Source organism: Acinetobacter sp. 148 (genome assembly GCF_031196675.1).
Lineage (GTDB): Bacteria > Pseudomonadota > Gammaproteobacteria > Pseudomonadales > Moraxellaceae > Acinetobacter > Acinetobacter baumannii.
Map to the genome: position 1 here is coordinate 141,653 of NZ_JAVIMT010000071.1, position 23,783 is coordinate 165,435.

A 23,783-nucleotide genomic window follows, 5' to 3' on the forward strand; every position below is an offset into this window, starting at 1 on the left:
AAAAAAGCCTCTATAAAGAGGCTTTTTAGTCTATTACTTATGAAATATACGTGCTTTATCACGTTGCCAGTCACGTTCTTTTTCAGTCGCACGTTTATCGTGAAGTTGTTTACCTTTCACGAGTGCAATTTCAAGCTTAACCAGATGACCTTTCCAGTAACATGCTAATGGAACGCAAGAATAACCTTTTTGGTTCACCGCACCCATAAGCTTTTCAAGTTCACGACGAGATAATAATAATTTTCGTGTACGTGTAGCTTCCGGCACAATATGTGTAGATGCAGAAAGGAGTGGTTGAATCTGAGCACCAAATAAGAATGCTTCACCATTTTTAAAAATGACATAACTTTCTGTCAAACTCATACGACCGGCACGTAAAGACTTTACTTCCCAGCCTAGTAAAGACATGCCAGCTTCAAATTTTTCTTCGATAAAATAATCATGACGGGCACGTTTGTTTTGTGCGATGGTTCCGCCATTATGTTTCTTTACTACTGTTGCTTTCGCCATAATTCAAACTTCCACAATTGTCCCTATTGTGCCGTAAACTGATGCCAAGGTGAAGTTTTTTCCCACATATCAATATTTCGTCTCATGTATAACTTTTGCTAAAATAGGCGCACAATACAATTAGAGTACTAGCGGATGTCTAAAACGCGTGTAATTTATCCTGGAACATTTGACCCTATCACGAATGGGCACGTTGATTTAGTTACTAGAGCATCAAGAATGTTTGATGAAGTTGTAGTAGCGATTGCAATTGGACATCATAAAAACCCTTTGTTCAGCTTAGAAGAAAGAGTTGCACTGGCGCAATCATCATTAGGCCATCTATCAAATGTTGAGTTTGTAGGTTTTGATGGTTTGTTGGTTAACTTTTTTAAAGAACAAAAGGCCACAGCAGTACTTCGTGGTTTAAGAGCAGTTTCTGACTTTGAATATGAATTTCAACTGGCCAATATGAACCGTCAGCTTGATCCACATTTTGAGGCGGTGTTTTTAACACCTTCTGAACAGTATTCTTTTATTTCTTCGACATTAATTCGAGAAATTGCTCGTTTAAAAGGAGATGTAACCAAGTTTGTTCCGCAAGCTGTGGTTGAAGCCTTTGAACGTAAACATCAACAAGGTTGGTAACGTGTCGTTATATATCACTGATGAATGCATAAACTGCGATGTTTGTGAACCAGTTTGCCCTAATGAAGCGATCTTTATGGGCGAAGTGATTTATGAAATCAATCCGGATTTATGTACAGAGTGCGTTGGTCACCATGACCAGCCACAGTGCCAATTATTTTGTCCAGTAGACTGTATTCCAAAAGATCCGCAGCATGAGGAAACGGAAGAACAGTTACTCGACAAATATAAAAGATTAATTGCTCAAAAAAGCACAAGCAATTAGTCAATAAATTTGTTAATATGCGCCCTCGAAGTGAGCCGGATGGTCGCTGCTGTGGAGGTCTCCGTGACTGAAGCAGGAGAGGAAAGTCCGGGCTTCATAGGGCAGGGTGCCAGGTAACGCCTGGGCGGTGAAAGCCGACGGAAAGTGCAGCAGAGAGTAGACCGCCTCATTCGTGAGGTAAGGGTGAAAGGGTGCGGTAAGAGCGCACCGCGTGTCTGGTAACAGTTCACGGCATGGCAAACCCCACCAGAAGCAAGACCAAATAGGAATCCTAGGTGCGGCCCGTACTGGATTCGGGTAGGTCGCTTGAGCGTATGAGTGATTGTACGCCTAGAGGAATGACCATCCTCGACAGAACCCGGCTTATAGGCTCACTTCACCTCATTTTATTGAAAATTTTTCTTGACGCGCGGTTAAGAAGCTAAGATAATGCGCGCACAGTTTACGGCTATGTAGCTCAGTTGGTTAGAGCACCGCACTCATAATGCGGGGGTCACAAGTTCAAGTCTCGTCATAGCCACCATTTTACAGACCACGCTCCTGCGTGGTCTTTTTTTATGCTTGTTTTTTTGATTAAACACAGTTTGTAAAGACCGACTTCATACTTCTGGCATTGTTTGTCTAAGCCAATTTCTTCATGTTCTTATAACACTTAACAAGGATGTTGAAGACATGAAAAGGTCATTATTATTTTTAGGAATTCTAAGTTTAACTGCTGGAACACAAGTCTCTGCAGCTGATTTGAGTTGGGGTGATCCAACTTTAGATTCGGGTCAATTTAAAGTATCTGGTGCAGTACGTTCTCGCTATTTTCATAAAGATTATGTGGTCGGGGCCAATGAAGGTTCCCAAAATGATGACTGGCGACTTACTGATATTAAATTAGTGTTAGGTTATGAAAACCCAAACTGGATTGCAGGAGCAGATGCTCGCTGTTATCAATATGATCGCTTGTGTGATGCGATTTTTCTAAAAAAAGCTTGGGTAGGGTATAAGTTATCTGACCAACAAAGAGTCACGGCAGGTTTGCAGCCTGTTGATTTTGGCTTTGGTGAATTTTGGGGAAGTAGTTATTACGAAACGCTTTTAAATACTGTTGGTTTAGAAGATATCGATAATCTGGGGATTAAATATAAATTTGCAGATGACAAATACAATTTAACCTTAGGATTCTATCCAACTGATGGAGGAAATTATAAGGGGACATCAAAAGACTCAAGCCGATATAGTGGTAATTTCGTTGAAGCTGATGATTTAACTACAGGAACCAATATTGAAGAAAAAAATATGTGGATTGCGCGGGCCTCTAGAAAATTTGAACTTGATAAAGCTCAAAAACTTTCAACCGAGTTAGGTGGTTCAGTTTGGTATTCTGATTTAGAAAATAAAAGAACAGATGAAGATGGACATCGCAAATCATGGAATGTATTTGCTCAAACGCAATATCAAGCATGGCAATGGATGTTCTTAGCAGGTAAGCAAGATGTCACTAATGGCGATAATTTATTGCCAAATAGCTCAACCATTGGAGCATTTGATTACCCGTATCAAGTTGCTAACAAAGGCAAATATCTGGTCAATGAAATTAACTATACCTTTGCTCAGCCATTCCACAAACTTGAAAATATTAAGCCCTATATCTCTCATAGCCGCTTTTTCAAAGATGAGGATGGATATAAAGACTCTGAGCGTTTAATTGCAGGCGTTTATTTTAATTACAAAGCCATTGGTATTCAGGGTGAATATATTATGAGTAAAAACGATCCAATGGTAGGTGGTGGGGCGAATGGCCTTGCACAAGGTAGCAGTAATGATTGGGATAAACTGTTTTATCTTTCAATTGGATATTATTTCTAAAAGTTAAAAGTAAACTATTGCCCTAAGTGAACAGGCCCACTTAGGGCTTTTTTTATAGAAAGACTTTTTCAGGCGGTGGTTCTCGTTTGACCGCTGGTGAAATGAGTTGACCACGGCTTAGGTTTTGCACATGCTGTAAACGATTGAGCAATTCATTTTGAATAAACAAAATACAGGTTTGCAGTTTGGAGGAGCTTTTGAGTCGTGATGGATAAACTGCCCAGACATCTGCATCTTGCCAGTACTCAGGCAAAATATGCTGAAGTTGGCCGGTAATCAATTCATCTGCAACATCCCAAATCGAACGGAAAATAATACCGTGACCTTCTATGGCAAGTTGATGAATAATTTCGCCGTTATTTGAAACAAAGCGGGGTTTGATATGCACTGAGACATCTTCGGAAGCATGCCTAAATTTCCATAAAACCGAGGATTGGTCGCGTTCACTAATTGTTAAACAGTCATGTGTTTGTAAATCTTCAATACTGTCCGGTACGCCGTGTTTAAGTAAATAACTCGGTGACGCGCACAAAATACGAAAATTAGAAGCCAGCTTCTTCGCAATCATATTGGGTGCAATTTCATTACCAATTCTAATGTCTAAATCAATACTGTGTTGAATCAGGTCTTTGGTATTGTCGATGGTATCAAAATGAATCTGTAGTTTTGGATACAGCATCATTAATTTAGACAAAATTGGTGCGACATGTTTTCTGCCAAAACCAAAGCTACTAATAATATCCATACGACCCGTAGGTGTACTGAGCGGGTTATTGACCAGTTCGCAGACTTCATCAAATTCTTCAAGAATATTTGAAACTCTCTCAAGTATGAGTTTGCCATCTTCTGTCAGGCTAACGTGACGTGTACTGCGGTGAAAAAGTTTGCAGCTCAACGTGTTTTCTAAAATATTAATTCGCTTGCTAATAAAAGCTGGCGATGTCCCGAGTTCCTCAGCAGATTCGACAAAACTTTTTAGTTTGGCGACTGTGCAAAAAACCTTTAAATCCGATAGGTTAGGTAGATTATTCACGATCCGTGTCCATTGGAGTGATAGTTCTGTTGTTGATCATTTTTGCTTAAAACATCATTTTTAAGCCATACAAGGATATTAGTCGAAGGTGTGAAGGAAGCTTATGGCAAAAAGATATAAAGTTGCCACGATTGCAGGCGATGGCATTGGTTTAGAAGTTCTACCCGAAGGTATTAAGGTTGTAAAGGCAGCAGCAGAGAAGTACGGCATTGATCTTCAGTTAGATGCTTTCGATTGGGCAAGCTGCGATTACTATCTTGAGCACGGCAAAATGATGCCAGATGACTGGTTTGAAACTTTGCAGGGCTACGATGCAATTTATTTTGGTGCTGTAGGCTGGCCAGATAAAGTGCCTGACCATATTTCGCTTTGGGGTTCGCTGCTCCAGTTCCGTCGTGGTTTTGACCAATATGTGAATTTACGTCCAGTGCGCTTAATGCCGGGTGTGAAATGTCCATTGGTAGGTAAAAAACCGGGCGATATCGATTTCTACGTGGTTCGTGAAAATAGTGAAGGTGAATACTCAGCGATTGGCGGTAAAGCTTTTGAAGGAACAGACCGCGAGTTTGTTTTACAAGAAGCCGTATTTACACGTCATGGCGTAGATCGAATTTTGCGTTATGCATTTGAGTTTGCAAATCAGCGAGATGCGAAAAAAATTACCGCAGCGACCAAGTCAAATGGTATTGCAGTGAGCATGCCGTACTGGGATGAGCGCGTTGATGCGATGGCAAAACAGTATCCACAAATTCAAGCTGATAAACAGCATGTTGATATTTTAGCGGCTCGTTTTGTTTTACAACCTGAACGTTTTGATGTGGTTGTGGCATCGAATTTATTTGGCGATATTCTTTCCGATTTAGGTCCTGCATGTACGGGAACCATTGGTTTAGCGGCATCGGCAAATTTAAACCCAGAAAGAAAATTTCCATCACTGTTTGAACCTGTCCATGGTTCAGCACCAGATATTTACGGTAAACAAATTGCCAACCCAATCGCTGCGATTTGGTCGGGTGCCATGATGTTCGAATTCTTTGGTGAAGAAGACGAGCGCTGTATCCAAGCGGGTCAAGATATTATGCAGGCGATTGAGAATGTATTAATTAATGGCCCAAAAACAGCCGATATCGGCGGTCAGGCAAAGACTTATGAGGTAGGAGATGCAATTGCATCATGTGTAGCCCAAACTAAAATGGACGTATTCGCTATGGAATAACGCCATCCAAAAATGGATGTATGGATATGGATAATCAAAACACAAAAATTTATACGGATAAATTTCTTGCCGTAACCAGCCTACTGTTTGTATTTATTTCAGTTGCTGGTTTGGCGATTTATTCGCAAGAATCGATAAAGATTGCTGCAACATGGATGCAGTGGACGACATCGGTATTTACAACCCCAGTATTACTGTTTGCTTTTTTAGCCATTATTTTTACTTTTGGTCTTGCCTTTAGTAAATACGGAAAAATTAAGCTTGGAGAAGGAAAACCTCAATACAGCACAATGTCATGGATTTTTATGTTCATCTTGTCGGGTATTGGGTCTTCTACATTGTACTGGGGCTTTTTGGACTGGGCCTACTATTATCAAACCCCGGGTTTGAGCTTACCGCCTGAGTCAGCAGAAGCATTGAAATATAGCGTGGCTTATTCATTTTTTCACTCAGGTTTAAGTGCATGGGCAATTTATGCTTTGGCATCAATTTCTTTGTGCTACAGCTATCATGTGAGAAAAAACAAGGGATTAAGTTTAGCTTCAGTGATTGAGGCTGTGACAGGCTTTAAATCAACCGGCGTGGTTGGTCGTTTAGTCGACTTAATGTTCTTGCTTTGCATGTTCGGTGCATTGACGATTTCATTGGTACTCACTGCCGTGACATTTACCAATATTTTGTCTCAGCTCACAGGTATTCCAAATACCTTTATGACCAAGGTCATCATTATTTTGGCAGTTTCAGTTCTGTTCGCACTCAGTTCATATGTAGGTATGGACAAGGGCATGCAGCGTTTAAGCCATATGGTGTGCTTGGGTGTAGTGTTATTTGCAATTTATGTACTTTGCTTTGGTCCGACTCAATTCATTTTGAATAATTCATTAATGAGTTTCGGATTAATGGCAACTAACTTTGTCGATATGAGCTTGTTTACCGATCCAATGGGTGACGGCAAGTTTACCCGTGAATGGACTGTTTTCTACTGGTTATGGTGGATTTCATATGCACCGGGTGTGGCACTCTTTGTAACGCGTGTTTCTAAAGGCCGTACTATTAAAGAAGTGATCTTTGCCATGGTGATTGGTGGTAGTGTCGGTCTTTGGTTCATCTTTGGTGTGTTTGAAAACTATAGTGTTTATAGCTTTATTCATGGGGCTGTAAATGTACCGCAAATCTTGAGCCAACAAGGTGGTGAGGTTGCGATTGGTCAATTGCTTAGCCTATTACCTGCCGGAAAACTCATGATGTGGATTTTCCTCGGCATTATGGTGGTGTTCTTGGCAGCGCATATGGATGCAGTTGGGTATGCAGTTTCAGCAACATGTACACGCGGTTTAAGTGAAGGGCAAGACCCATCGCCAAATGCACGTCTGTTCTGGTGTGTCATGCTGACTTTGGTTCCAATTGCCATGATCTTTAGTAAAGCACCATTAGACACCATGAAAACGGCAACTATTGTGACGGCTTTACCATTCATCGTGATTATTCTGATTCAGACCTATGGCTTAGTGAAATGGCTCATACAGGATTATGCCAAAGTCCCATCACATTTAATTGAGCAACAAGGTTATGATGAGCAGGAAATTGGTTTAAACCAGACTCAAGATGAACATGCAAAACGGATGCAGCTTGAGCTTGCAAGCTCAATCAAACTGGATAGAAAAACCAGCTAGAGGGAACGGTAATGACGACATATGAACAGGCTACTTATGCCTTAAGTGAAGAAATGCAAAGCCTTGTGTATTGGAGCAGCATTTATTCACCAGCAGATGCAGATATTGACTCAGTCCGTGCGGCATATGATGCCATGTGCCGACACTACACTTTGCCACGTGATGACAAGTTAGATGTAGAAGATCAAGTGATTGCAAATGAAGAGCATCCTGTGCCTGTTCGTGTGTATTTACCAAAAACAAATCGACCTGAGTCTGGTTGGCCATGTGTGTTGTATCTACATGGTGGTGGTTGGATGGTGGGTGGACTCGATTCACATGAGTTTATTACCAGTTATTTGTGTAAGGACTTAAATGCGGTTGTTATTAGTGTGGATTACCGCTTGGCACCAGAGCATCGCTTTCCGGCAGCTTTTGAAGATTGTTTAGCAGTTTATCAATGGCTTAAACAACATGGTTCAGCTTGGCAAATCGATAGTGAAAATATCGTTCTAGCAGGCGATAGCGCGGGCGGTAATTTAGCAGCTGCCCTTGCAGTGGAACTACAACATAGTGGTTTACAAGCTCAAGGGCTGGCATTGGTTTATCCATGTTTAACGACAGCATTTGATACCCCATCCGCACAAAAGCACGCCCATGCGCCGTTGTTAACGACAGAAGATATGCATTTTTATTTAAAGGAATATGCTCCGGACTCACAAGATTGGCAGGATTTACGTCTAGCCCCTTTATTGGCAACTGATTTTTCAGATATGCCTACAAGTTTTGTAGCCGTTGCTGAATATGACCCTTTAAGTGATGACGGTTATCTCTTTACCCAAAAACTGGAACAAGCAGGCATCCCTAACGAGTTTCATTTAGGTAAAGGTTTATTACATGGCAGTCTACGTCTGATGCGTGACTGTCCGGAAGTTCAACATTTATATCAAAACATGCTAAGTGCAATACGTCGCATGTTGAGCAGTGCCGAAAAGACATCAATGTAATATCGAGTCATTTGGACGAAAAGAATTTAATGGAGTAAAAACATGAGTGCAGTTGAAAAATTACCTGAAGATTTTTGCGCAAACCCAGATGTTGCATGGACTTTCCCTAAAGTTTTCTATACTTCATCTCAAGTTTTCGAGCACGAGAAAGAGGCAATCTTTGCTAAAAGCTGGATCTGCGTTGCACATGGTAGTGAGTTGGCTCAGCCAAATGACTATATTACCCGTAAAGTGATTGGTGAAAATATTGTCATCATTCGTGGTAAAGATAGTGTTCTACGCGCATTTTATAATGTGTGCCCGCACCGTGGTCATGAACTTTTAAGCGGTAGTGGTAAAGCAAAAAATGTAATTACCTGCCCATATCATGCATGGACGTTTAAGCTAGACGGTAGCTTAGCTTTGGCACGTAACTGTGACCATGTTGAATCTTTCGATAAAGAAAACTCAAGCATGGTGCCTTTAAAAGTCGAAGAATATGCAGGTTTCGTATTTATTAATATGGATGAAAATGCGACTTGCGTAGAAGACCAGCTGCCGGGCTTTGCTGAACGTTTAAATCAAGCATGTGGTGTGATTAAAGATTTAAAATTGGCAGCACGCTTTGTGACAGAAACACCAGCAAACTGGAAAGTGATTGTTGATAACTACATGGAATGCTACCACTGTGGACCTGCACATCCAGGCTTTGCTGACTCTGTACAAGTCGATAAATACTGGCATACAACACATCAAAACTGGACATTGCAATATGGTTTTGCACGTTCATCTGAGAAGTCATTCAAACTTGATCCATCAGTAACATATCCTGAGTTTCATGGTTTCTGGACTTGGCCTTGTACTATGTTCAACGTGCCACCAGGCAGCAACTTCATGACAGTTATCTATGAATTCCCTGTTGATGCAGAAACAACTTTGCAGCATTACGATATTTACTTTACGAACGAAGAACTGACTCAAGATCAAAAAGATTTGATTGAGTGGTATCGCAATGTATTCCGCCCAGAAGATTTGAACTTGGTAGAGAGCGTACAACGTGGATTGAAATCACGTGGTTATCGTGGTCAAGGCCGTATCATGACTGACAAGCAACGTTCTGGTATCAGTGAACATGGTATTGCTTACTTCCAACATCTTGTGGCGCAGTACCATCAATAAAAACAAAGGGATTTATTCAGGTGTAAACATGACTTACACCTGATTTTTCAGTTAGGAAGACGATATGTCGAGTTTACAAAGTACTGAACTATTTCAGCAACAAGCCTATATTAATGGGCAATGGCTAGCTGCACAGTCAAATGCCACGGTTCCGGTGAGTAACCCAGCTACAGGCGAAGAAATTGGCACAATTCCTAATATGGGAGCAGCGGAGGCAACCCAAGCAGTTGAAGCTGCCTATACGGCTTTACAAAGTTGGAAAGCTTTAACGGCACAAAACCGTGCTGATATCTTATTGGCTTGGCATAAACTGGTTCTCGATCATACCGATGAACTTGCTTTAATCATGACCATTGAGCAAGGCAAGCCTTTAGCAGAAGCAAAAGGCGAGGTTCGCTATGCTGCATCATTTATTCAATGGTTTGCCGAAGAAGGCAAGCGTATTTATGGTGATGTGATTCCAACCGTAAATAACCAGCAGCGCTTTATTATCAGTAAAGAACCTGTGGGTGTGGTGGCTGCGATTACGCCGTGGAATTTCCCAATTGCCATGATTACCCGTAAAGCAGCGCCAGCTCTAGCAGCGGGTTGTACGGTCGTGATTAAGCCAGCCAATGAAACACCTTACTGTGCATTAGCGATTGCAAAGCTTGCAGAAAAAGCAGGTATTCCAGCTGGTGTGATTAATGTTGTTACTGGTAAATCTCAAGAAATTGGCTCGGTATTTACTTCACATGAAAAAGTGAAGAAGTTAACTTTTACTGGTTCAACGCCAGTGGGCCGTTTATTGATGCAGCAGTGTTCAAGCACCATTAAAAAATTGGCGCTTGAGTTGGGTGGAAATGCTCCTCTGATTGTGTTTGATGATGCCGATTTAGATAAAGCTGTACAAGGCGCGATTTTTGCCAAGTTCCGTAATGCAGGCCAGACCTGTGTTTGTGCTAACCGCATTTATGTACATGACAATATTTATCAAGCTTTTGCCGAGAAGTTTGTACAAGAAGTACAAAAGTTTAAAGTCGGTAATGGACTTGAAGATGGCGTACAAATTGGCCCATTAATTAATGAAAAAGCAGTTTTGAAAGCACAGCAGTTAATTGATGATGCAGTGAGCAAAGGCGCTAAGATTGCCTGTGGTGGTAAGCAGCATGCTTTAGGACAAACCTTTTACGAACCATCAGTTTTAACTAACGTTGACCGTACAATGGAAATTGTCCAAGAAGAAATTTTTGGTCCAGTTGCGCCGCTCATTCGCTTTACAGATGAAGCAGATGTGGTTGCTCAAGCAAATGACACTATCTTCGGTTTGGCAGCGTATGTTTATAGCGAAAATATTTCACGTTTATGGCGAGTGTCAGAACAGCTTGAATATGGAATGGTCGGTATGAATGCCACTGCAATTTCAAATGAAGTTGTACCATTTGGCGGTGTGAAACAATCAGGTGTTGGGCGTGAAGGCTCAAAATATGGTCTTGAAGAATTCATGACCATTAAATACATGTGTTTAGGGCTTTAAGGATAAGCCCTAACAACAAAAATATGCGGTAAAAGAAGGATTCTAATATGGCGAGTCATTATGAAATGTTCCCAGCGGTTGTTACTCGTGTGGAACAGCTAACCCCTTTAATCAAACGGTTTACGTTCAAACGTCAAGATGGGCAGAACTTTCCTCGATTTAGTGGGGGAAGCCATATTATTGTCAAAATGAATGAACAACTTTCCAATGCCTACTCATTGATGAGCTGTACGCAAGATTTATCAACTTACCAAGTCTGCGTTCGTAAGGATGTGGAAGGTAAGGGTGGATCAGTTTTCATGCATGATCAGTGCAATGAAGGCTGTGAAATCCAGATTTCAGAACCAAAAAATTTATTTCCATTAGCTGAAACAGGCAATAAACATATCTTGATAGCTGGTGGTATTGGTATTACACCATTCTTACCTCAAATGGATGAGCTGGCAGCACGTGGAGCAGAGTATGAGCTGCACTATGCTTACCGTTCACCTGAACATGCAGCTTTACTTGATGAGCTAACACAGAAACATGCAGAGCACGTATTTAGTTATGTCGATTCAGAAGGCAGCATGCTTAATTTAGACGAATTAATTTCATCGCAACCAAAAGGCACACATGTATATGTATGTGGACCTAAACCTATGATTGATGCGGTGATTGATTGTTGTAACAAGCACCGTTACCGCGATGAGTACATTCATTGGGAGCAATTTGCCTCAACAGTTCCTGAAGATGGTGAAGCATTTACGGTGGTACTTGCCAAATCTAATCAGGAAATTGAAGTACAAAGTAACCAGACTATTTTACAAGCCATCGAGACATTAAATATTGATGTGGAATGTCTATGCCGAGAAGGGGTTTGTGGTACATGTGAAACCGCTATCTTAGAAGGTGAAGCAGAACACTTCGATCAATACTTAAGTGATGCCGAAAAAGCTTCACAAAAGAGCATGATGATTTGTGTATCAAGAGCAAAAGGTAAAAAATTGGTATTAGATCTTTAATATATTTCTGTGGCCGATCAATTGCTTAAAGTAAGAATTTGCTAAAAAATGAACAAATAATGGTGATCTGAATCATATTTGTTCATTTGGTGGGCATAAAGAGTTTTGAAGTATTGACCTGCTATACAGAACTATAGATAATGCGCACACAGTTTACGGCTATGTAGCTCAGTTGGTTAGAGCACCGCACTCATAATGCGGGGGTCACAAGTTCAAGTCTCGTCATAGCCACCATTTTAAAAACCACGCTCCTGCGTGGTTTCTTTTTATCTATTTTTTACTCACTAAAATGTTTTTCAATTATATTGAGTGTTTTTGAGCTTTGATAAAAAGGAGCTAAGAGCGCTTGAAGTAACGGTTCCAAAATACCGTGTTCATTAAAGGCATCCATAACTTTTGGATAAAAACGTAAAGCTTCAGTTTGTAAGTCAGTTTCGGATAAACCAATTGCACTTAATACTTCAAATAAACTCTGATCTTTATAAAAATCATAAAAAACTTCGACACCATACAAAATAAGACCTTGCATAAATTGTGACTGTCGTAATTCTTTCCAGTATTCATAAATTAAAACAAAGAACTCCTCAACATCGAGAGGAGTGAGCTGTTTCATAAACTCATAGATTTTTTTATGTCTAATATCTTCCCAAATATGACGTACTAAGCTTTCTAAATCTTCAGCCGATAAAAGGCTTAATTCTGTCAGTTGTTCATGAATAAAGCTGGCAATCCACGTTTCAAGTTTATGCTCAAGACGCTGTTGCTGTAAAAAAGAGAATTTTTTAAGTTTATGTTGCCATTCAAAATGGTAATCATCCACTCTAGATGCTGTTAGAACTTTAGGTAATTTTTGTTCTAAGGTTGAAGTGGCAATATATTGGCAAAGTTGTTGGACAGATGGGCTAGTTCTTAAAAACTGATTGAGATAATGTGGAATATGCTCCATTTCCAAAAACTTGGAAAGCCACATTTCAAACTGGTGATCGGATACCAAGTCTTGTAGCTGAACTGGAGATTTCATGGCAGATAAATAAATACGCTGTGCAATTTCCCCAATAAACTCAAGCAAGCCTGCACCAAGCTGCATTTCAAAAGCATAGCGTTTCACAACGGCTTGTAATTGTTCTAAATCCACAACTTCATAAAGTTTAATTTCATCGGCATGTTGCATAAAAAGCTGAATAAATTGCCGGAAATAAATAGGTGAGTTTTCTATAGATAATTGTTTTTTGAAAAATTCCACCTGCTCAAGCAAAAGTGCTTGAGCAAGTGCTGTAGTTTTTGATGAGTTTTTCTGCTCAGTCATTCGCTGTCCAGCCGTTGACAATCGGATAACGTCGTTCGCGACTAAATGCACGAGAAGTAATTCTCGGGCCAATCGCACCTTGACGACGTTTATATTCATTACGATCAACTAGACGGATGACTTTTTCAACAACTTCTTTATCAAAACCTTTGGCAATAATGTCTGCCTGACCTAAATCTTCCTCAATGTATGCATAAAGGATAGCATCCAATACATCATACGCTGGTAAAGAGTCTTGGTCTTTTTGATCTGGACGCAGTTCTGCTGAAGGTGGGCGAGTAATTACACGCTCAGGAATAACCGGAGTTTCACTTAAGCTATTACGGTATTTTGCTAATTCAAACACGATTGTTTTATAAACATCTTTGAGAACAGCAAAGCCACCCACCATGTCACCGTAAAGTGTGCAATAGCCAACTGAAAGTTCAGATTTATTACCTGTAGAAAGAACTAAATTACCAAACTTGTTAGATAAGCCCATAAGCAATGTGCCACGAGCGCGCGCTTGTAAATTTTCTTCAGTCGCATCGGCTGGTGAATTACCAAAGAACGGATACAAAGTTTGCATGAAGCTATTTACGATTGAATGAATTTCGGCAATACCGAAAGTCACGCCCATACGGCGAGCTTGTTCCGCTGCATCTTCTACACTAATTTGAGAAGTGTAAGTATATGGCATCATCACAGCTTGAACTCTCTCTGCACCGATTGCATCAACTGCGATAGCAAGCGTAAGGGCAGAGTCAATACCACCAGAAAGACCTAAAATTACTCCAGGAAAACCTGAGCGTTCTACATAGTCACGTGTTGCCATGACTAGGCCTTGATAGATCTCTGCAAAAGTTTCTAATGCAGGAGCAGACTCGACAACTTTATATAATTTTGTATCGCGGTCAAATTCAGCAATATAGAGATCTTCTTTAAAGCTAGGTGCTTGTAAAGCAATTTCACCATTTTGATTGCTGACAAAACTTGTGCCATCAAAAATTAAATCATCTTGTCCACCAACTTGGTTAACATAAACAATATTTAAATGAAGCTGCTTTGCAAGCTCACTTAATGTCTGTTTACGATGCTGTGGTTTACCCACTTCATATGGCGATGAATTAAGCACAAGTACAGTATCAACATTTAATTGGCTTAATTGTTTTACTGTATTGATTGACCAGATATCTTCACAAATGAGTACACCGAACTTATGGCCTAAATACTCAAACACCAAGTGCTGATGGCCTTTTTGGAAATAACGTTTTTCATCAAAAACGCCATAGTTTGGCAAGTTATGTTTATTGAAGACACCTAAAACCTGACCGTCTTTCATGACAGCAGCTGAATTATAACGTTGGCCATCTTCTGTCTGGTTTACGAAGCCGAAAACCATCACAATATCTTTAACTTCACTAAGTTGAGCAAAAGCCTTTTGCATCCGCTTATTTAAATTTGGACGTAACAATAAGTCTTCAGCTGGATAACCAATCACAGAAAGCTCAGGAAAAATAATCAGGTCAGCGTCTTGTTTTTTCGCCTGATTTGCTTGCTCAATCATCTTTTGGGTGTTTGAGTCAATATTGCCAATATGCGGAGAAAACTGAGCAAGGGCAACTTTAAAACTTTTCATTCAAACCTAATCCTAGATCATAACGAATATAAATACACATAGTGTTGATTTTTATGGATATAATTTTTCAACGATGTGTATAGCACGATAATAAACACGTAAAATAGTAAACAAAAATGTCAAGATCAATAATATATACCAATCACATATTTTCTGCGTAAAAATAACGAGATTTTCTGTATACAATAGAAACAAGCTTCATTATTTTTATTGTTTGTATACTGCCTTATCGCTCAAAAATTTGAAATAAGTTTTTATACTTATTTTCAATAATTTGACATTAATAAATTTAGATCTCAACTTTATTTTTATGTTTTTTGTTTATCAAATTTCTATTGATAAGTTAGCAAAAAAGTTACGTTGAAAACAAACTGGATTATTTGGTTACAAATCAAGTTGAGGTAAACAAATGATATTTGGCAGTTTACCTGAACAGATATCTCTAGCAATTTCTCCTTGCTGCTCAATATTGTAAGAACTAAACGCTTTCTGAGGATGGTAAGTATATTTATAAGGGTTGTAATACTTAAAACTCAGATAGTAGGCGGATTGCAGTAACGCACCTTTTAGTAATACATGAATACCTCGTTGGTATTGCATAACATGAGCTAGCTCATGAATAAAAATCCCTTGTATGAATTTAGACTCTAGCGCGTAATTACTGCTGTAGTCAGAAAGATTGACGTATATATTCCCATTTGGAGCCATCAAAATTCCATGCGCTTGCCACGGTAAGTAACGAGTAGCAATAATTTTAGGACGTTCACAATCTAGCAAACTCCCAAACACCCTTTGTGCTAAAGCTTTTTCTTCCGGTGTAAGAAATCGAATCGGATAGCTTTTTAAGTGACGAAATATAAAAAGGGTGAAAATAATAAATTGTCGATATATGACAAGTTTAAAAGCGTTGAGAGTGAACATAGTTTTGCTAGTAAATAAGTTCATCTATTGGTTTGTAGCATAACATACATCAACTATGTTGAAAGACAGACGCAAATAACTGTCATTTGTTTCTCATGCGGCAGTTAGCCTGTTTTACTTGGCAAATCTTCCATTTTTAATATCATCATAGGCTTGTAAAATCTCATCATAAGTATTCATTACAAATGGACCATGACCATTAATCGGTTCTGTGATGGGTTGTCCTGTCAAAATAAGTAATTTGCAGCTTTGCAGGGCAGTAATAGAGAAATGCTCTCCTTGGTTTGACATGACTGCTAGGCCTTGTTCCTCTAAAATGTCTTCATCTTTTTGAAATTGTGCCCGACCTGAACGTAAATAAACTAAAGCTGTTTCACCGGATTGAGCAGGGAAGGCGGCTTGTTGACCTGCCTGAAGCTCTACATCTAATACGGTAATAGGAGTGTGAGTGAGTGCAGGGCCTATAACATGCTTAAACTGCCCTGCAATAATACGTACAAATCCAGCTTCATTTTCCAGTTTCACTATCGGTATTTCAGCTTTCTTTAAACTTTGATAGCGCGGAGAATTCATTTTATTTGCTGCTGGTAAATTGACCCAAAGTTGAATCATTTCAAAAGGACCACCAGATCGAGAATACTCTTCACTAAACAATTCCCGATGAATCACACCAGAGGCTGCGGTCATCCATTGCACATCACCAGCACTTATAAATCCACCTCCACCAGATGAATCTTTATGTTCCAGTTCACCTGCATAAACAAGTGTTACCGTTTCGAATCCACGATGGGGATGATCATTAACTCCTCTACGTTTCATAGAAGGTGCAATTTTTCCGGGACCTAAATGGTCGAGTAGTAAGAAGGGTGAGAGGGTATTGCCTAACTCATGGTAGGAAAAAACAGAAAGAACTGGATAAAAATCACCGACCGCAAAGCGAGTATCGTTACGATGAATAAAAGCCAGACTTTTCATGCTTTATCCTTTCTGTTGATTGAATTTATAAAAAAGATGAGATGTTTTTATAAGAATGTATTAAGACTGGTATAAAAGTCTTTTGCTCTGAATAATAAATTATGAATAGGTTGAGTCAGTAAAATGTATAAGAGGATGAGATGAGAGTCCTAGATAATAAAAAACCCCAGTTAAAACTGAGGTTTTACAACAACTAAAATCACAACAGCAAATAAAATTAAGGTTGGCATTTCATTGAAGAAACGCCAGAACTTATGTGATTTGTAGTGAGCATTTCCAATAAGCTTTTTGCGATAGTAACCACAAACTAAATGGTAGATCACTAATAAAGCCACTAATCCAACTTTTAGATAAAACCAAGTGGCTTCATGGTAATGTCGAGTTGCATCGCCCCACTCTACAAGAAAGTGTGCGGTAATTAATGTGGCAATCATAGACGGCCACATAATACCTCGATACAACTTACGTTCCATCACTTCAAAGCGCTGATGGCTGGTAGCATCATCACTCATTGCATGGTAAACATAAAGACGTGGTAAGTAGAACAAAGCAGCGAACCAACAAACCACAGCAATAATATGTAATGCTTTTACCCACAAAAAGGCATCAGAAGGTGCATCCATCGATAATCCTACGCGGGATTATGCATCCCACTTCTTGAAAATTAGGCAAGCGTTAACACCGCCAAAGCCAAAACTGTTACTCATTACAGTATTCAATTTTGTATCACGTTTTTCAAGCACAATATCAAAGCCTTCAGTACCTTCATCAAGCTCAGTCACGTTGATGTTTGGCGCGATAAAGTCATTTTGAAGCATTAATACAGAGTAAATTGCTTCATGAACACCAGCAGCACCTAAGCTGTGACCGGTCATAGATTTAGTTGAACTAAGTGGTGGAACTTTACCTTCACCGAAAGCACGTTCCATTGCTTTAAGCTCAGTCACGTCACCTGCTGGTGTAGAAGTACCATGCGTATTTACATAGTCAATTTTATCTACGCCGTGTTGTTTCGCTTCTTCAAGAGCCATCAAAATACAGCGAGTTGCACCTTCACCACTTGGAGCTACCATGTCAGCACCGTCACTGTTTGCAGCATAAGCAACAACTTCAGCAAGAATATTTGCACCACGTGCTTGAGCATGTTCAAGAGATTCAAGAACAACGAAACCGCCACCGCCAGCAATGACGAAACCGTCACGGTCTTTAGAATATGGACGAGACGCTGTTTCAGGTGTGTCGTTGTATTTAGAACACAAAGCACCCATTGCATCAAACAATAGGCTTTGAGACCAGTGATCTTCTTCACCACCACCAGCAAGCATAAGATCTTGTTTGCCTAGAGCGATAAGGTTATATGCATAACCAATTGCGTCTGCAGAAGTTGCACAAGCACTTGCAATTGAGTGAGCAATACCTTGAAGTTTAAATGCTACACCCACGTTTGCAGTGATTGTATTTGTCATGTTACGTGGAACAAAGAAAGGACCAACTTTACGAGCACCTTTAGTTTCTAAAAGTTCAGTCATTTCTACAACAGAAGCAGTTGAACCACCGCCTGAACCACCGGCAATACCATAACGTGGATTATCTGCTAAATCTTCTGCTTTTAAGCCAGCATGTTCAACAGCTGCAACAGCAGAGTTATAAGCATACATTGCACATACGCCCATGAACCGTTTTAATTTACGATCAATATTGTCAAAATCTTGTTCTGCCGCAGCGCTGACATGACTTTTAAAATTGAGTTCAGCATAAGTTGGGTTAAAACGTGTCCCGGAGATTCCATTTTTAAGTGAATGAGTAACTTCTTCTAAAGAGTTACCGATACATGAGTTAATACCCATACCAGTGATTACAACACGTTTCATCTACAGGTCCCTTTATGGTGATATTTAAAGTCTATGATCATGAGCAGCTATTAAATGATAGGAGAATATAGCTGTAAGAACAGTAGACCCATGTTTTCGTTGCTACCATGATAGCAGAAAGGTTTTTTATTTCTTATGGCAAATCTTTATGTCAATTTTGCATTTAAAAAAAATAACCAAATACACAGTATGTTGCATTTAGGGTTAACTAAAATACACACATTCAAGTTGAGATAAATCCACATTCCACCTAGTATTTATCTCTAATTAGATAAATTAAAAAATCGAGGTACTGGATGACAAAATTTAATAATAATCAATCTGACAATTTGTTTTCTCAGGTCTTCGGAGTGGCTAAAAAGCTCAGTTCTACTGGTTTAAACATCTTGCAGCAAAGTCAAATTGGTGAGGTAAGTAAATTGGTTGAGCCACTTTCAAATGGCAAAACAGTAGAAGGTAGTGCCAGAAATAAAAGTCCGTTTGAAGTGGAGCAGTATGAAAGCCCACAACAAATGTTACGTGAACATTTACCTAAAGTTACTCGTCAGGTATTTGGACGCCATTTTAGAAAGGTCAATGGTATCGCTACATTTATTTCACCTGACTGGAATGAAAAAATATCAAGCTATTTATTTGATTGGTTGAATGACTTTAGTTCGAAAAGTACGTTAACTGAAAAAATTTTAGAAGAAGCGGGGGCTAAAGACTTATTTGAGCTTACAAAAGATACCTCACGCTCCCAACGTTTAAGTCAGGCACTTATTGAACAAAATAAATTGATTGCCAGTATTCAAGGTGCAATTACGGGCGTATCTGGAATGGTTGGAGCAGCCGTAGATATTCCAGTTTCATTAGTCTTAGTTTTGAGAACAATTTACCAAACAGGTAGATCACACGGCTTTGATTTAATTGAAGCAACTGACCAAGACGTTGTTGAATTTATTTTTAAAGAAGTTGATATCAGCTTAATTGCGGAAAAGCAGACTTTACTCTTGGCACTTAAAGCCTTACGAAATATGTTGGAGACTCAAGACATTCAACAGTTCCAGCAAGTACTTGGCTCTTCAAATGATATTGAAACCTTAAAAAGCTGGTTAGTTGATGAAAATGGTGAGTTTAAATGGAACTGGTTAAATAAAGTTCCACAACTTGCTGTGGTAGGCAAGTTTACTCCAGTAGCTGGTGCAGTGCTTAGTGCTGTTTATAGTTGGAAGTTACAAGAAGATGTAGGCCATAAGGCACAAGCTATTTTCGGTGCAGCAAGACATTATTTAAATGAACATCCAAATGAGCATTTATCACCATTACAGGCTTACTATGCGGCGGTAACTCTAATTCAAAAAGCGAGTCCACGTCTTTTAAATGTGGGTGAAAATGGTAGTGTCCATGCTACGCAGCATCATAAAATTGAAAATCATGATGTAATTTCAAAAGTATCTGTTGTGGTCAAATCAAATACTTCTGAAAAAAGCGAAGAAAAAGTTCAAGAAAATGTTCACCAAGGAATTGAGCATCTTGCAGAGAAACATGTAGTTGAACATGAACATAGTGAACAAAAGCCAGCATTAGAGCCTGAAAGTGAAGAAAATGATGACGTTATAGAGGGGCAAAAGTACTCTTAACAATACAATTACAAAGGTAGGGTTTAAAAACTAAATTTCAACCCTATTTAAATTTGTAAATAATCCTGTCAATCATTGATATGGTCAACATTTGGCAACTGCTGCCATGTTGACCATTTTTGCATCTTGGCTTACAATTATGTGCCCTTAAAAAGAGGTGTTTTCTTTTTAAGGTTTTTTAATAACGGGAGAATTGCCATATGGCAACAACGAATCAGTTGATCCGTAAGGGTCGTACGACTTTGGTTGAAAAATCCAAAGTTCCTGCGTTGAAGGCTTGTCCACAACGTCGTGGTGTTTGTACACGTGTTTATACAACTACACCTAAAAAACCTAACTCAGCTATGCGTAAGGTTTGCCGTGTTCGCTTAACTTCAGGTTTTGAAGTATCTAGCTACATCGGTGGTGAAGGCCATAACTTACAAGAGCACAGTGTTGTTCTTATCCGTGGTGGTCGTGTTAAAGACTTACCGGGTGTACGTTACCATACCGTTCGTGGTTCTTTAGACTGTGCTGGTGTTAAAGATCGTAACCAATCACGTTCTAAATACGGTGCTAAACGTCCTAAGAAGTAATTCTGGGAAACTAGTCCAAAAGCCCTTTAGCGTTTCGCTTGTTTGAATTCTTCATAGATTTGTAATTCAAGCGACGTATAGTAAGGCCAGCGTCGTGTACATGACACTTGTACAAACTGCTGGATCATCCTGAAGTGTCATATTATTAGGTGTATTAAAATGCCAAGACGTCGCGTAGTCGCTGCTCGTGAGATCCTTCCAGATCCTAAATTTAGCAGCCAAACAATCGCTAAATTCATGAACCACGTAATGCAAGATGGTAAAAAATCTATTGCTGAAAGTATCGTTTACGGTGCTTTAGAACGCGTTCAAGAAAAAAACAAAGTAGACCCAGTTGAATTTTTCGAGACTACTCTTGAAAAAGTTCGTCCTATGGTCGAAGTAAAAGCACGCCGTGTTGGTGGTGCTACTTATCAAGTACCTATGGAAGTACGCCCATCCCGTCGTACTGCCTTAGCAATGCGTTGGTTAGTAGATGCTGCTGCTAAGCGTTCTGAAAAAACTATGGCTTTACGTCTTGCTGGCGAGTTGCTTGATGCAGCTGAAGGCAAAGGTGCTGCGATCAAAAAACGTGAAGACGTGCACCGTATGGCAGAAGCTAACAAAGCCTTCTCTCACTACCGTTTCTAAGCGGATAAAACAGTCCCTAATCAGGAGAATACTCATGCATACAGTAGCTAGATTCAACATTGCTCTCTACCAAAGTGGGGGCTTTGCGGGTATTTAAGTTGCCCCGCTTGAGTATTCGTGCGCATCAATTTAATTGGTGCGCCCTGTTTTAAAGATAACATTTAGGAATGTAGACATCATGGCTCGCCAAACCCCAATTACTCGTTACCGTAACATCGGTATCTCTGCGCACATCGACGCAGGTAAAACAACTACAACTGAACGTATTTTGTTCTACACAGGTGTATCTCACAAAATTGGTGAAGTACACGACGGTGCAGCAACAATGGACTGGATGGAACAAGAGCAAGAGCGTGGTATTACAATTACCTCTGCTGCAACAACTTGTTTCTGGTCTGGTATGGGTAACCAATTCCCACAACACCGTATCAACGTAATTGATACACCGGGACACGTTGACTTCACAATCGAAGTTGAGCGTTCTATGCGTGTTCTTGACGGTGCTTGCATGGTTTACTGTGCAGTTGGTGGTGTACAGCCTCAGTCTGAAACTGTATGGCGTCAGGCTAACAAATATAAAGTGCCTCGTTTAGCATTCGTGAACAAGATGGACCGTACTGGTGCAAACTTCTTCCGTGTTGTTGAACAAATGAAAACACGTCTTGGTGCGAATCCTGTGCCAATCGTTGTGCCAATCGGTGCTGAAGACACATTCACTGGTGTAGTTGACCTTATCGAAATGAAGGCAATTATCTGGGATGAAGCTTCTCAAGGTATGAAGTTTGAATACGGCGAGATTCCAGCTGACCTAGTTGATACTGCTCAAGAATGGCGTACAAACATGGTTGAAGCTGCTGCTGAAGCTTCTGAAGAGTTAATGGACAAATACCTTGAAGAGGGTGATCTTTCTAAAGAAGACATCATCGCAGGTTTACGTGCTCGTACATTAGCTTCTGAAATCCAAGTAATGCTTTGTGGTTCTGCATTCAAGAACAAAGGTGTTCAACGTATGTTGGACGCTGTAATTGAATTCTTACCATCACCTACAGAAGTTAAAGCGATCGAAGGTATCCTTGACGATAAAGACGAAACTAAAGCGTCTCGTGAAGCATCTGACGAAGCTCCGTTCTCTGCGCTTGCGTTCAAAATCATGAACGACAAATTCGTAGGTAACTTAACATTCGTACGTGTTTACTCTGGTGTTCTTAAACAAGGTGATGCTGTTTATAACCCAGTTAAATCTAAGCGTGAACGTATCGGTCGTATCGTGCAAATGCACGCAAACGAACGTCAAGATATTGATGAAATCCGTGCAGGTGATATCGCAGCGTGTGTAGGTCTTAAAGACGTTACTACTGGTGATACATTATGTGATGAGAAAAACATCATTACACTTGAACGTATGGAATTCCCGGATCCAGTAATTCAGTTAGCGGTTGAACCAAAAACTAAAGCTGACCAAGAAAAAATGTCTATCGCTTTAGGCCGTTTGGCTAAAGAAGACCCTTCATTCCGTGTTCACACTGATGAAGAATCTGGTCAGACAATTATTGCTGGTATGGGTGAGCTTCACCTTGACATCATCGTTGACCGTATGAAGCGTGAATTCGGTGTTGAAGCGAATATCGGTAAACCAATGGTTGCTTATCGTGAAACGATTAAGAAAACTGTTGAGCAAGAAGGTAAATTCGTACGTCAAACAGGTGGTAAAGGTAAATTCGGTCACGTATATGTTCGTTTAGAACCGCTTGACGTTGAAGCTGCTGGTAAAGAATACGAATTCGCTGAAGAAGTTGTTGGTGGTGTAGTACCTAAAGAATTCTTCGGTGCAGTTGACAAAGGTATTCAAGAACGTATGAAGAATGGTGTCTTGGCTGGTTACCCAGTTGTAGGCGTTAAAGCTGTTCTTTTTGACGGTTCTTACCACGATGTCGACTCTGACGAATTGTCGTTCAAAATGGCTGGTTCTTACGCATTCCGTGATGGTTTCATGAAAGCAGATCCTGTTCTTCTTGAACCTATCATGAAAGTTGAAGTTGAGACTCCAGAAGACTACATGGGCGATATCATGGGTGACTTAAACCGTCGTCGTGGTATGGTTCAAGGTATGGACGATCTTCCTGGTGGAACAAAAGCAATTAAAGCAGAAGTTCCACTTGCTGAGATGTTTGGTTACGCGACTCAAATGCGTTCTATGTCTCAAGGTCGTGCGACATACTCAATGGAATTTGCTAAATATGCTGAAACTCCACGTAACGTGGCTGAAGGCATCATCGCTAAATTCCAAGCTGGCGGTAAAAAAGGTGACGACGAGTAATCTTTCGATTACTATAAGCCCTAACTAATTCTTAGTTAAAAACCAAGTGCTCATGGAGTGACCCTCCATGAGTAGTTAATAAAGGAAGATCATCATGGCTAAA

21 protein-coding genes, 2 tRNA genes and 1 other RNA gene are annotated in these 23,783 nt (G+C 39.9%); 16 read left to right on the forward strand and 8 right to left on the reverse strand.

Annotated elements, in window-relative coordinates:
- Nucleotides 1-33 precede the first annotated feature (33 nt).
- Complete coding sequence (gene smpB, locus RFX69_RS12990; RefSeq protein ID WP_001029798.1) at nt 34-510, reverse strand: SsrA-binding protein SmpB; 477 nt, start codon at nt 508-510, stop codon at nt 34-36.
- 135 nt (nt 511-645) lie between these two features.
- On the opposite strand from smpB, the gene coaD reads away from it, so the two are divergent.
- From coaD to RFX69_RS13015, 5 genes are all read left to right on the forward strand, one after another.
- Nucleotides 646-1,137, forward strand: a complete 492-nt coding sequence (gene coaD, locus RFX69_RS12995; RefSeq protein WP_000047853.1) for a pantetheine-phosphate adenylyltransferase — start codon at nt 646-648, stop codon at nt 1,135-1,137.
- Between the two features lies 1 nt (nt 1,138).
- On the forward strand, nt 1,139-1,402 hold the full coding sequence (locus RFX69_RS13000) for a YfhL family 4Fe-4S dicluster ferredoxin (RefSeq protein ID WP_001979799.1): 264 nt from the start codon (nt 1,139-1,141) through the stop codon (nt 1,400-1,402).
- A 27-nt stretch (nt 1,403-1,429) separates the two neighbouring features.
- Nucleotides 1,430-1,784, forward strand: an RNA gene (gene rnpB / locus RFX69_RS13005) — RNase P RNA component class A.
- A gap of 64 nt (nt 1,785-1,848) precedes the next feature.
- A tRNA-Met gene (locus tag RFX69_RS13010) sits at nt 1,849-1,925 on the forward strand.
- 149 nt (nt 1,926-2,074) lie between these two features.
- Nucleotides 2,075-3,259 (forward strand): porin, encoded by a 1,185-nt coding sequence (locus tag RFX69_RS13015; RefSeq protein WP_289332891.1) that lies wholly within the window; start codon nt 2,075-2,077, stop codon nt 3,257-3,259.
- Nucleotides 3,260-3,311: 52 nt separating this feature from the next.
- Here the strand turns inward: RFX69_RS13015 and RFX69_RS13020 are convergent, their stop codons facing one another.
- Entirely contained in the window at nt 3,312-4,292 is a 981-nt protein-coding gene (locus RFX69_RS13020; RefSeq protein WP_001061609.1) for a LysR family transcriptional regulator, read from the reverse strand.
- 103 nt (nt 4,293-4,395) lie between these two features.
- Here RFX69_RS13020 and RFX69_RS13025 point away from each other — a divergent pair, with 103 nt between their 5' ends.
- From RFX69_RS13025 to RFX69_RS13055, 7 genes are all read left to right on the forward strand, one after another.
- Nucleotides 4,396-5,508 (forward strand): tartrate dehydrogenase, encoded by a 1,113-nt coding sequence (locus RFX69_RS13025; RefSeq protein ID WP_001129656.1) that lies wholly within the window; start codon nt 4,396-4,398, stop codon nt 5,506-5,508.
- A gap of 20 nt (nt 5,509-5,528) precedes the next feature.
- Nucleotides 5,529-7,181, forward strand: coding sequence for a BCCT family carnitine transporter (locus RFX69_RS13030; RefSeq protein ID WP_002041792.1), 1,653 nt, complete (start codon nt 5,529-5,531; stop codon nt 7,179-7,181).
- Between the two features lie 11 nt (nt 7,182-7,192).
- On the forward strand, nt 7,193-8,167 hold the full coding sequence (locus tag RFX69_RS13035; protein ID WP_289332892.1) for an alpha/beta hydrolase: 975 nt from the start codon (nt 7,193-7,195) through the stop codon (nt 8,165-8,167).
- Between the two features lie 42 nt (nt 8,168-8,209).
- The gene (gene cntA, locus RFX69_RS13040; protein WP_309169474.1) at nt 8,210-9,325 is read left to right on the forward strand and encodes a carnitine monooxygenase subunit alpha; all 1,116 of its coding nucleotides are present in this window, start codon (nt 8,210-8,212) and stop codon (nt 9,323-9,325) included.
- Between the two features lie 64 nt (nt 9,326-9,389).
- On the forward strand, nt 9,390-10,841 hold the full coding sequence (locus tag RFX69_RS13045; protein WP_000096957.1) for an NAD-dependent succinate-semialdehyde dehydrogenase: 1,452 nt from the start codon (nt 9,390-9,392) through the stop codon (nt 10,839-10,841).
- Nucleotides 10,842-10,888: 47 nt separating this feature from the next.
- A complete protein-coding gene (gene cntB, locus RFX69_RS13050; protein ID WP_000146424.1) occupies nt 10,889-11,845 on the forward strand; it encodes a carnitine monooxygenase, reductase subunit CntB in 957 nt (318 codons plus the stop codon).
- A 157-nt stretch (nt 11,846-12,002) separates the two neighbouring features.
- Nucleotides 12,003-12,079: transfer RNA gene (locus RFX69_RS13055), tRNA-Met, on the forward strand.
- A 43-nt stretch (nt 12,080-12,122) separates the two neighbouring features.
- Here the strand turns inward: RFX69_RS13055 and RFX69_RS13060 are convergent.
- The 6 genes from RFX69_RS13060 to RFX69_RS13085 form a co-directional block, all read right to left on the reverse strand.
- On the reverse strand, nt 12,123-13,151 hold the full coding sequence (locus RFX69_RS13060; RefSeq protein WP_289332893.1) for a hypothetical protein: 1,029 nt from the start codon (nt 13,149-13,151) through the stop codon (nt 12,123-12,125).
- The gene (locus tag RFX69_RS13065; protein WP_000834616.1) at nt 13,144-14,769 is read right to left on the reverse strand and encodes an NAD+ synthase; all 1,626 of its coding nucleotides are present in this window, start codon (nt 14,767-14,769) and stop codon (nt 13,144-13,146) included. The genes RFX69_RS13060 and RFX69_RS13065 overlap by 8 nt, the downstream gene beginning before the upstream one ends.
- A 384-nt stretch (nt 14,770-15,153) precedes the next feature.
- A complete protein-coding gene (locus tag RFX69_RS13070) occupies nt 15,154-15,714 on the reverse strand; it encodes a hypothetical protein (RefSeq protein WP_001048354.1) in 561 nt (186 codons plus the stop codon).
- A gap of 90 nt (nt 15,715-15,804) precedes the next feature.
- The gene (locus tag RFX69_RS13075; RefSeq protein ID WP_289332894.1) at nt 15,805-16,665 is read right to left on the reverse strand and encodes a pirin family protein; all 861 of its coding nucleotides are present in this window, start codon (nt 16,663-16,665) and stop codon (nt 15,805-15,807) included.
- Nucleotides 16,666-16,835: 170 nt separating this feature from the next.
- On the reverse strand, nt 16,836-17,288 hold the full coding sequence (gene hemJ, locus RFX69_RS13080; protein WP_000339890.1) for a protoporphyrinogen oxidase HemJ: 453 nt from the start codon (nt 17,286-17,288) through the stop codon (nt 16,836-16,838).
- An 18-nt stretch (nt 17,289-17,306) separates the two neighbouring features.
- Complete coding sequence (locus RFX69_RS13085; RefSeq protein WP_000832710.1) at nt 17,307-18,536, reverse strand: beta-ketoacyl-ACP synthase II; 1,230 nt, start codon at nt 18,534-18,536, stop codon at nt 17,307-17,309.
- A gap of 296 nt (nt 18,537-18,832) precedes the next feature.
- Between RFX69_RS13085 and RFX69_RS13090 the strand changes: the two genes are divergently transcribed.
- From RFX69_RS13090 to fusA, 4 genes are all read left to right on the forward strand, one after another.
- Nucleotides 18,833-20,158: an EcsC family protein gene (locus RFX69_RS13090; RefSeq protein WP_279726603.1), complete on the forward strand. Its 1,326-nt coding sequence runs from the start codon at nt 18,833-18,835 to the stop codon at nt 20,156-20,158.
- A 200-nt stretch (nt 20,159-20,358) separates the two neighbouring features.
- Complete coding sequence (rpsL, locus tag RFX69_RS13095; protein ID WP_000246374.1) at nt 20,359-20,733, forward strand: 30S ribosomal protein S12; 375 nt, start codon at nt 20,359-20,361, stop codon at nt 20,731-20,733.
- Between the two features lie 159 nt (nt 20,734-20,892).
- Entirely contained in the window at nt 20,893-21,363 is a 471-nt protein-coding gene (gene rpsG, locus RFX69_RS13100; RefSeq protein ID WP_001138055.1) for a 30S ribosomal protein S7, read from the forward strand.
- A gap of 178 nt (nt 21,364-21,541) precedes the next feature.
- Nucleotides 21,542-23,680, forward strand: coding sequence for an elongation factor G (gene fusA, locus RFX69_RS13105; RefSeq protein ID WP_000113824.1), 2,139 nt, complete (start codon nt 21,542-21,544; stop codon nt 23,678-23,680).
- Nucleotides 23,681-23,783: the final 103 nt, after the last annotated feature.